This is a genomic window from Acidimicrobiales bacterium, from assembly GCA_035533095.1.
Lineage (GTDB): Bacteria > Actinomycetota > Acidimicrobiia > Acidimicrobiales > Palsa-688 > DATLUM01.
This window is the reverse complement of sequence record DATLUM010000008.1, coordinates 1-10,004: the sequence shown is the minus strand read 5'-3', so window position 1 is coordinate 10,004 and position 10,004 is coordinate 1. Positions and strand designations below refer to the sequence as shown.

Genomic DNA, 10,004 nt, shown 5'->3' with positions numbered 1-10,004 from the left:
GGTCCCGGCAGGTGTGCACGACGCCGGCGACCCTGCGGCGACGCCAGGCCCGGTTCCGCCGGTCTTCACCGGCGACGTGCAAGCGGTCGCGGTGCGCATCGAAGCGGACGAGCCGCTACCGGTCGGCACCGGCGACATCCCGAGCCTGGCCGGGCAGGTGAACGCCCAGGAGAACTTCGCCAACGCCACGTCAGCGGTCGACCTCCTCGGCGCGGTGATCGGGCCGAAGGTCGCCGACCCGACCGGCGACGGCCACCAGTACACCCAGCTCCCTCAGGCCACCTGCGTCTACCCCTCCGAGCCGAACACCGACGCGCAGAGCTACCCCTTCGACGGGACCGACCAGCAGACGGCGCAGTCAGAGGCGACCTGCAGTGCGGGCCCTCAGGCGACCGCTCAGGCGTACGCGACCCAGATCGGCGGCAACGCCGGTGTCACCAACCCGAACGAGCTCGAGACGCTCGGCCTCTCTGCGGTGCCGCTCGGTGTCAACGGCGCGGTCACCGGCCACGAACTCCTCGGACCCGACACGACCCTTGGCGCGGCCAAGGTCGCGGCCGACGCGGAGGTGCACAACTTCTCGATCACGGGATTGTTCACCGTCGCCGGTGTCGAAGCAAGCGGCTGGAGCCAGGCGAGCGGCCGGCCCGGCGGCGCCGCCACGAACGCGCAGGTGGACATCTCCGACCTCAGCATCGCCGGCACGTCGATCTCGATCGGGCCGAACGGGATCCAACTCGGGACCGGGCCGACGGTCCCGGTGTCTCAGGCGGGTCCGCTCGTCGACGAGTTCAACCAGTCGGCGTCGTCGGTCGGCTGCAACCTGACCGTGCTGTCCAACCCGGCGGACTACCCGCAAGGCACCCTCTTCGCGCGCCCGCCGCTCCCGAACCGCGTCAAAGCCGACGGCAGCGATGCCGGCTCGACCGCTGCGGGCGCTGCGCTGCGCTGCGTCGTCCCCGACAACCTGAACCCGACCACCGTCAAGCCGCTCATACTGCAGGTGCTGCTCGGCTTCGTCGGGACCGAGGCGAACGCGAGCAGCGAACCGCTGCAATACGGGATCGGCACAGGGGACCTCGGGATCGGGTCGGGCCTGCAGCCCGGATCGGTGGCCCCGGCCGCAGCGCCACCGGCTGCGCCCGACTTCGCCTCGGGTGCCCCCGCGCTCGCCACACCGGCGCAGCCGTTCACTCCGTCGCGTGCCGCCGCTTCGCCCTCTCCGCCCCGGCTGGTGACCACCGTCGGCGCGCTGCTGCCGGCGCGCACCACGCTCGAGATGGCCGGACTCATCCTCGCCGCGCTCGCCGCCCTCTTCGGCTTGAACCTGGTCGCACCCTGGCGGGTGACCCTCGCTCCAGTGGACCACCCGGAGGCGTGAGCAGATGAGACTCGCGCTGCCGACGGTGCTCATCCTGGGGGTCATCGCCGGGTCCGTCTACTCGGTGATGGGGCTCGGCATCGTCTCGATGTACAAGGCGACGAGGGTTCCCAACTTCGCGTTCGGCACCACCGCCACGTTCGTCGCGCTGCTGCACTACCAGGCGCTCGCGGGACACACCTACGCGATCCACTGGCACCTTCTCTTCTTCCATCTGAACCTGCACCACCGCTTCCACCCCGCCTTCTGGGCGATGATGCCGGTCAGCCTCGCGGTGGCGGGCGTGCTCGGTTACCTGATCGAACGCCTGGTGATGAGACCGTTCGCCGAGGCGCCGACCATCGCTCTCATCATCGTGTCGGTGGGCCTCTACCTGATCCTGACCGGCATGGCCGGGAAGATGTTCGGCCTCCAGGACCGCTTCGTCACCGGCCCCGAAGCCCCGTTCTCCCGGGCGCACACGATCCACTTCCTCGGCGTGTACCTCACCTACGAACGACTCGGCATCCTCATCCTCTCGCTCCTCCTCTCCGGTCTCGTGTTCGCGTTCTTCCGCTGGACCCGTACGGGGCTTGCCATCCGGGCACTTTCGTCAAAGAGGGACGTCGCTCAGTTGTGCGGTGTCTCCGCACGTCGCCTGTCGGTGCTCTCCTGGGTCGGGGGCACGATGCTCGCCGGTTTCATCGGCATCCTGCTCTCGGCCGAGCAGGTGGACCTCAACACCACCAACCTCACCCTGACCGCCGTTGTCGGTTTCATCGCCGCGGTGATCGGCGGGATGACCTCGCTGCCCGTCGCGTTCGGCGCCGGCATCGGCCTCGGGGTTCTGCAGGAGCTCGTCCAGGCCTACTACCCCTCGACGGGCATCCACTTCCTCGGGCACAACTGGACCCAGACCGGGATGCCCGAGGCGGCCAGCATCCTCGTCGCTCTCGCGGTGCTCGTGGCGCGGCCGTCGTGGATCTTCGCAAGCAGCCGCGAGGACGAGGATTCGGGTGTGACGACCAAGCCGCTGTCGCGCCAGCCGTTGCTCGCGCGGGCATTCGACCCGATACAGGCCTGGCGGTTGTGGCGGTCAGCGCTCGGACTCGACTGGACCTCGTCCGACCAGGCCAGGCAGCGGCGGCTCAAGCGGGTTCTGATCGCCGTCGGCGCGGTGGCGCTGATCGCGTGGCCGGTGACGGGCATCAACCACGACGTCTACGGGCTCGACTTCACCATCGGCCTCGCCTACTTCATGCTCGCCCTGTCGGTGGTGGTCCTCACCGGATGGGTCGGTCAGATAAGCCTCGCGCAGGGTGCGTTCATCGCCGTCGGCGGAGTGGGCACCCTGATCGGCTCCGATTCGCTGCACCTTCCGTTCCCCCTGCCGGTGGTGTTCGCGGCGCTCCTGTCAGTGCCGTTCAGCCTGCTCATCGGCCTGCCGGCGCTGCGCCTGCGCGGCCTCTACCTCGCGATAGCGACGCTCGCGTTCGGTTACGGCGCCTCGCGCCTGGTCGCCGGCAACGTGAGTCTCGGCCACGCGGGAGCCGCCCATCCCGACCTGTTCGGCTGGCACGTGAACACGACACTCGGCACCTACTACTGCCTGCTCGCCGTCGCCGCGGTGGTGACACTGCTGTGCTGGAGGGTCTCGGTCACCCGCCCGGGCAGGGCCTTCTACGCGGTGCGCGACTCGGACACGGTCGCCTCCGCGTACGGGATCGACACCACCAGGACCAAGCTCAGCGGGTTCGTCCTCGCCGGCGCGGTCGCGTCGGTTGCCGGCGCGGTGCTCACCTACGTCATAGGCCAGCCGGGCGGCAACTACACCGACATCTTCTTCTCGATCACCTGGCTCGCCTACGTCGTGGTCGGCGGGATCGGTTCGATCGGCGGAGCGGTTCTCGCGTCGAGCGTCTTCGGCCTGCTGCCCCTCGTCTTCACCAGCCGGGCGTCCGCGTCGTCGACCGGGTCGGGAGCGGAGATCGTCGCCGGCGCCCTCCTGATCCTCGTCATGGTCGTCAACCCCGGCGGTGTCGCGACGATGGCACGCTTCGTCCGCCGCCGCTCGACCGTCCACGGCGAGCTGGTCGCCGAGGACCGCCAACTCGTCGACGCGGTGGGCGCGCTGTGATCCCCCTCCTCGAATGCCGCGACGTCACCAAACGCTACGGCGGGGTGACGGCCCTCGATGCGGTCAGCTTCACCGTCGGCGACGAGGAGATCGTCGGCGTCATCGGCGCCAACGGGGCGGGCAAGACGACCGCCTTCGACGCCATCTCCGGTTTCGTCAACCCCGACGGCGGAGAGATCTGGTTGCGGTCGGCGGACGGGTCGCCGGTGGACCTGGCGTCTTTGCCGCCGCACCGGCGCGCCGGCCTCGGAGTCGGGCGCACCTTCCAGAACGCACGTCTCTTCGGTTCGCTCACGGTCCTTGAGACCCTCAAGACGGTGCAGCACACCCGAAGCCACCGCGGGTTCTGGGCGTCCGTCCTCGGGATCGGGGCCAGCGAGGAGAAGGACATCTCCGACAGGGCGCACGACGTCCTCGGCGTCGTCGGCCTGCAGGACCATCTCGACAAGCCGGTGCAGGAGCTCTCCTACGGCATGCTGCGACTCTGCGAACTCGCCTGCGTCGTCGCGCTCGCCCCGCGCCTGCTTCTTCTCGACGAGCCGTCGTCGGGCATGGCGCAGAAAGAGGTGGAGGCGCTCGGGCCGATACTCGACTCCATCCGCGGCCGGCTGGCCGCGTCGGTCGTCCTTGTCGAACACGACATGCCCTTCGTCCTCGGTCTTTCCCACCGGCTCGTCGCGATGGCCAAAGGCACGGTCATCGCCGAGGGGCGACCCCAGGACGTGATCACCGACCCTGCGGTGATCGAGAGCTACCTCGGCGACGCGTGGGTCAAGCAGAACGCGCCGGCAGCCAAGCCGAGGCGGGCTTCTCAGGCGAAGAAGGGGGCCGTCCGTGCTTGAGGTCCGTGGCCTCGAGGTCTCCTACGGGGCCATCCGGGTCCTCAACGGCATCGACCTCACGGTCGCGCCAGGGGAGATGGTCGCCCTCCTCGGCACCAACGGCGCCGGCAAGTCGACCATCCTCAAGGCGATCTCCGGGCTTCTGCCGATCAAAGCCGGGAGGGTGACCTTCGAGGGCACCGACATCACCGGCGCCGCCCCGGAGATCGTCTTGGCACGGGGGGTCGGGCAGGTCCCCGGCGGCCGCGGCCTGCTCCCCACACTGACCGTCGAGGAGAACCTCAACCTCGGCGGCCACCTCCTCCCCAAAGCCCAGCTCGCCGACGCCGTCACCGAAGCCGCCCGCCCCTTCCCGTGGATGGCCTCACGCCGCAGGCAGCTCGCAGGCACGTTGTCGGGCGGTGAGCAGCAGATGCTCGCCATCGCGAGGGCACTCGTCGCCAGGCCGAGGCTTCTCATGGTCGACGAGCTCTCCCTCGGCCTCGCGCCGGCGGTCGTCGAGGAGCTCATCGGGCTGCTTCAGACCCTCTGTCACGAGCGCAGCATCGCCATTCTCCTGGTCGAGCAGCACGTGACCATGGCCCTCTCCGTCACCGAGCGCGCCTACTTCCTCGAGCGCGGTCAGGTCCGCTTCGAGGGACCGAGCGCAGACCTCGCCTCCCGCGATGACCTGATCCGGTCGGTGTTCCTGGAGAGCGGTTCGGCGCGACGGGGCCGGTAGTTGGAACGGGCGCTCGACTAGCTCCCAGCCCCTCCGGCGAGGCACAACGCCTGTAGGCTGGGCCCGGTGGAACGCCCCCGGGCCGCGATGATCGAGGCGCTCGGCGCGATCGCCCCGGGCAGGCCGCTGCGGGACGGGCTCGACCGAATCCTGCAGGCCAACATGGGCGCGCTCATCGTCGTCGGCGACGGGCCGGACGTGCTGAGCATCTGCTCCGGAGGGCTGCTCCTCGACGCCGAGTTCAGCCCCCAACGCCTGGCCGAGCTCGCGAAGATGGACGGTGCCCTCATCCTGGCTTCCGACGCCAGCCGGATCGCACGGGCCAACGTCCACCTGGTACCGAACCCCGGAGTGCCCACAAGCGAGACCGGCACCCGGCACCGGACCGCCGAACGGGTCGCCCGCTCGATCGACGTTCCGGTGATCGCCGTATCCGAAGACCTGTCCGTTATCACCCTCTACCGCGGCGAGGACAAACACGCGCTCGACTCGGTTGCGCGCCTGCTCGGCCGCGCCAACCAGGCGCTGCAGACACTCGAGCGTTACCGGGACCGCCTCGACACGGTCACTACGTCGCTGTCGGCGTTGGAGGTCGAGGACCTCGTCACTGCCCGCGACGTCGTCACCGTGCTCCAACGGGCGGAGATGGTCCGCCGCATCGCGGAGGAGATCGAGGGCTACATCGTCGAATTGGGCACCGACGGGCGCCTCGCCCACCTGCAGCTCGACGAGTTGATGGCCGGCGTAGAAGACGAACGGCGCCAGGTTGTCCGCGATTACATCCCCACCGAGGACCCCGACAGCGTCGACGAGGTCATGCTCGCGCTGGCTTTCCTGCCCACCGACCGGGTGCTCGACCCTGCAGCGGTGATGACCGTCCTCGACCTCGACCACGGTGGCGACCTCGAGGCCAGCCTGCAGCCGAGGGGATACCGGCTCCTGGGGCGGATCCCGCGCCTACCCGAGCCGCTCGTGGATTCGGTGGTCCTTCGCTACGGGTCACTGCAGAAGGTGATGAGGGCGACGGCTGAGGATCTCGAAGCGGTGCCCGACGTCGACCCGGTCACGGCCCGCACCATCAAGGACGGTCTCGCGCGCCTGGCCGAGGCCAGCATTCTCGATCGCTACAGCTAGACCTCTTTAGTGCGAACGCTGCGCCAGCTTCTCGCGCTCGACGATGCGGTACCTGCGATCGGTCTGCTCGATCCAACCGAGGCGTATGAATGCGGCGATCGCCTTGTTGACGCGCTCGCGCGACGCTCCCACCAGTCCGGCTAGCTCCTCCTGGGTGATCGGAAGCTGGAATTCCTCCTGGTCGCCCGCGAGCTCCAGCAGCCGTTTAGCCGTCCTCCCGGTGACATCCAAGAACACGGCGTCCGCGAGGGCTGAGTCGGTGACGCGCAACCGGTCGGCGAGCAACCCCACGACGTCCCACAACAGACGGGGCTCGGCGTCCAGCGCTGTGCGAACGGCCGAATACGGGATCCCGAGAACCTCGGATCGTTCCAACGCTCGCGCCGACGCCGAACGATTGCCCCCGTCGAACAGCGACATCTCTCCGAACACGTCGCCCGTCTCCATCAGGGCCACCAACGACTCCCGCCCGTCCACCGATCGCCTCCCCACCGCGATCCGGCCGCTGCGCACGACGAACATCTCGTCGGCCGGGTCGTCCTCGAGGAACAGGCTGAAGTTGCGCTCGCATTCGACGCCCCGTGACTGTGCGACCAGCCTGTGCAGCGCCTCGGAGTCGAACCCCGAGAACAACTCTGAGCTGGCGAGCAGGTCGAGGTCGTCCATGACGTCGGGGAGATTACCCGCCCGCGCCACGGGCTCGCCGGGTCAGCCGGCCAGTCGGCTGGTACCCTGGAAGGACCCCCCTCGCGTTCGCTTTCCGGGAGCAGCATTGCCATTCGACGTCGGAGACAAGGTCGTATATCCCCACCACGGCGCGGCCGTGGTGGAGCGCAGGGAGGTGCGGGAGGCGTTCGGTGAGAAGAAGGAGTACCTCGTCCTCCGGCTCGCCTATGGCGATCTCACTCTCATGGTCCCCTCCGACAACACCGAAGAGGTGGGCCTGCGGGAGGTCATCAACGACGAAGAGGTCGAGGAGGTCTTCGCCGTCCTCCGCAAGAAGGACGTGCGGATGCCCACCAACTGGTCTCGCCGGTACAAGAACCACGTCGAGAAGCTCAAGTCCGGCGACATCTACCAGGTGGCGGAGGTCGTGCGGAACCTCTCGAACCGTGACAAGGACAAGGGACTGTCCGCCGGCGAGAAGCGCATGCTCAACCGGGCCCGGCAGATCCTGGTTTCGGAGCTCACCTTCGCGATCGGCGTCGACGAGGCCGAGGCCGAGAAGAAGCTCGACGAAGCTCTCCCCTAGGCGGTTCGCCCGTGCCGGTTGACGGAGTCTGGGCCGTGGTCGTCGCCGGCGGTACAGGATCGCGCTTCGGCGGGCCCAAACAGTTCGCCACGCTCGCCGGCCGCCCGCTCGTCGAGTGGTCGCTCGACACGGCGCGCAAGCTCTGCGAGGGCGTGGTGCTCGTCCTTCCGGGTGGCACACCCGGCGAATGGGATGCTGACCGGGTTGTCAGCGGTGGGCTTACCCGCTCGGCATCGGTACGGGCCGGTCTCGCCGCGGTCCCCGACGGCGCCGACGTGATCGTCGTCCACGACGCCGCCCGTCCCCTCGCCGGCGAGGCACTTTGGAAGGCTGTCATCGACGCGGTCGAAGAAGGTGCCGACGGTGCGATCCCCGCCTGCCCGCTCACCGACACGATCAAGAGAAAGACCCCGCAAGGCGTGGTGGTCACCCTCGACAGGTCGGAGCTGTTCGCGGTCCAGACGCCTCAAGCGTTCCGAGCGCAGGCCCTCAAAGAAGCTCACGCCGGCGGAGACGACGCCACCGACGACGCCGCGCTCGTAGAGGCCGCCGGCGGCCGCGTAGCCCTGATCGACGGCGAGCGCCACAACATCAAGGTCACCACGCCAACAGACCTGCTCGTCGCAGAGGCCTTGAGCAAGGAGCGCGGATGACTCCACGGGTCGGGCTCGGCTTCGACATCCACCCTTTCACGGACGACCCCGACCGCCGGCTCGTACTGGGCGGAGTCACCCTCGAGGGTCCGGGTCTTGCAGGGCACAGCGACGCGGATGCGGTGTCGCACGCGGTCGCCGACGCGCTGCTCGGAGCGGCCGGTCTCGGCGACATCGGGGAGCACTTCCCTGATCACGACCCCGCTTACGCCGGCATCGACAGCCTCGAATTGCTCGCCCGCGTCGTCCTCAGCGTGTCGGAGCGATACAAGATCGGCAACGTCGACGTGACGGTCGTGCTCGAGGCACCGAAGCTCGCTCCACACCGAGCGGCGATGCAGCAAAGGCTGGAGGACGTCGTGGGCGCGCCAGTGAGCGTGAAGGCCAAAAGAGCCGAGGCGCTCGGTTCGCTGGGGCGCGGCGAAGGCGTGGCCTGTTTCGCGGTAGCGCTCGTCGTACCGAGATGAACCAGGTCGAGGGACGCCAGGCTGTCCGCGAGCTCCTACGGGCGCGAAAGCGGCGGGTCCAGCGGGTGATCGTTGCCGAGGGAGCCAGTGACAAAGGGGCGTTGTCGGAGATAGTCGAACTGGCCCGGTCGGCAGGCGTACCGGTCCGCAGGGTCGGCCGTGAGGAGATCGACGCCAAGGCTCTCACGGATTCACCGCAGGGCGTCGTGGCCATCGCCGAGCCGCTCCGCGAGGCGGACCTCGGCCAGCTCGCGTCGGACGGCAGGCCGTTCCTCGTGGCACTGGACGGAGTGACCGATCCGCACAACCTCGGGGCGGTGATGCGAAGCGCCCTGTGTGCAGGGGCTACGGGTCTGGTCGTCGGCCGGCACCGCGCGGCCGGGCTCACCCCGACCGCGGTCAAAGCCGCGGCCGGCGCCGCCGAGCATCTGCCGGTCGCCTTCGTCGGAGGTATCCCTGCCGCCTTGTCCACCCTCGCCGGTGCCGGTGTTTGGACGGTCGGCCTCGACGCCGGAGCGAAGGCGAGCCTCTGGGACCTGGACATCGCCACCGAGGGCCTGGCCCTCGTCCTCGGGGCGGAGGGGTCCGGTCTGGGCCGGCTCACCCGCCAGCGCTGCGAGCTGCTCGTGTCGGTCCCGCTCGCCGGTCCCATCGAGTCGCTCAACGTCTCGGCCGCTGCCACCCTGGCCTGCTTCGAAGTAGCCCGCCGGCGGGCCACCGCGGACTAGTTATCTCAGCTAGCACCTAACGGGGTCAGTCCGGGCTAGCTGTTATGCGAAGATCGTCCGTCTTTTTCCTGGTCAGGTGATAAATTCCTCGGGACGAATCCGGGCATAGCACCCCGTGACGGTTGACACAGCTGCGAACTGATGGGTAGAAATAACTAGCCCATCCGATCTACCTCGGTGGACTCCCCACAGCAGCCCAACACAACAGAGGTCCACATGACGGTTCGCAGTTCGCTGGTTTCACTGGCCGATTTGGAGGACGAGGATCTCGTCGCCCGCTGGCAGGCCGGTGATTCGGAATCCCTGGAGGTGCTCCTCCAGCGCTACCGCCGTTTCGCCCGTTCCAAGGCCCGCAGCTACTTCCTCGTAGGCGCCGACGCCGACGACGTGGAGCAGGAGGGTCTCATCGGGCTCTACAAGGCGGCGAGGGACTTTCGTGATGATCGGCAGTCGTCGTTCAGGGCGTTCGCCGAGCTTTGCGTGACCCGCCAGGTCATCAGCGCCATCAAGGCGGCTACGCGCCAGAAGCACCAGCCGCTCAACCGCTATGTATCGATCTCCGGCGTCCGTGGCAGCGACGACCCGGGAGAGGGAGCAGTCGAGGACCTCCTCGACGACCACCGCGCAGCCGACCCTGCAGACGAGGTCATCTCCAACGAGCAGATCCAGGCGATGCGCCGCTCGATGGCCGACAGCCTCTCCGGCCTCGA

The 10,004-nt window shown here is 68.7% G+C and carries 11 protein-coding genes; 10 read left to right on the top strand and 1 reads right to left on the bottom strand.

All coding sequences use genetic code 11. The features are described 5' to 3' along the window. From VNF71_00815 to disA, 5 genes are all read left to right on the top strand, one after another. A partial coding sequence (locus VNF71_00815; GenBank protein HVA73090.1) for a hypothetical protein occupies window positions 1-1,381 on the top strand: 1,381 nt, incomplete at its 5' end. A gap of 4 nt (window positions 1,382-1,385) precedes the next feature. After that, window positions 1,386-3,497, top strand: coding sequence for an ABC transporter permease (locus VNF71_00810; protein ID HVA73089.1), 2,112 nt, complete (start codon window positions 1,386-1,388; stop codon window positions 3,495-3,497). Next, a complete protein-coding gene (locus VNF71_00805; protein HVA73088.1) occupies window positions 3,494-4,339 on the top strand; it encodes an ABC transporter ATP-binding protein in 846 nt (281 codons plus the stop codon). The genes VNF71_00810 and VNF71_00805 overlap by 4 nt, the downstream gene beginning before the upstream one ends. Next, window positions 4,332-5,060, top strand: a complete 729-nt coding sequence (locus tag VNF71_00800; GenBank protein HVA73087.1) for an ABC transporter ATP-binding protein — start codon at window positions 4,332-4,334, stop codon at window positions 5,058-5,060. Before VNF71_00805 ends, VNF71_00800 begins: the two co-directional genes overlap by 8 nt. A 66-nt stretch (window positions 5,061-5,126) precedes the next feature. Next, window positions 5,127-6,194 carry a DNA integrity scanning diadenylate cyclase DisA gene (gene disA / locus VNF71_00795; GenBank protein ID HVA73086.1) on the top strand — a complete coding sequence of 356 codons (1,068 nt, stop codon included), beginning with the start codon at window positions 5,127-5,129 and terminating at the stop codon, window positions 6,192-6,194. A 6-nt stretch (window positions 6,195-6,200) separates the two neighbouring features. Here the strand turns inward: disA and VNF71_00790 are convergent, their stop codons facing one another. Further along, window positions 6,201-6,860 carry a Crp/Fnr family transcriptional regulator gene (locus VNF71_00790; protein ID HVA73085.1) on the bottom strand — a complete coding sequence of 220 codons (660 nt, stop codon included), beginning with the start codon at window positions 6,858-6,860 and terminating at the stop codon, window positions 6,201-6,203. Between the two features lie 106 nt (window positions 6,861-6,966). Between VNF71_00790 and VNF71_00785 the strand changes: the two genes are divergently transcribed. The 5 genes from VNF71_00785 to VNF71_00765 all read left to right on the top strand — a co-directional run. Further along, on the top strand, window positions 6,967-7,446 hold the full coding sequence (locus VNF71_00785; GenBank protein ID HVA73084.1) for a CarD family transcriptional regulator: 480 nt from the start codon (window positions 6,967-6,969) through the stop codon (window positions 7,444-7,446). A gap of 11 nt (window positions 7,447-7,457) precedes the next feature. After that, complete coding sequence (gene ispD, locus VNF71_00780; protein HVA73083.1) at window positions 7,458-8,099, top strand: 2-C-methyl-D-erythritol 4-phosphate cytidylyltransferase; 642 nt, start codon at window positions 7,458-7,460, stop codon at window positions 8,097-8,099. Beyond that, entirely contained in the window at window positions 8,096-8,566 is a 471-nt protein-coding gene (ispF, locus tag VNF71_00775) for a 2-C-methyl-D-erythritol 2,4-cyclodiphosphate synthase (protein HVA73082.1), read from the top strand. The genes ispD and ispF overlap by 4 nt, the downstream gene beginning before the upstream one ends. Then, a complete protein-coding gene (gene rlmB / locus VNF71_00770; protein ID HVA73081.1) occupies window positions 8,563-9,294 on the top strand; it encodes a 23S rRNA (guanosine(2251)-2'-O)-methyltransferase RlmB in 732 nt (243 codons plus the stop codon). Before ispF ends, rlmB begins: the two co-directional genes overlap by 4 nt. A 216-nt stretch (window positions 9,295-9,510) precedes the next feature. Continuing rightward, window positions 9,511-10,004: sigma-70 family RNA polymerase sigma factor (locus VNF71_00765; protein HVA73080.1), on the top strand; the 494-nt coding region annotated here is incomplete at its 3' end.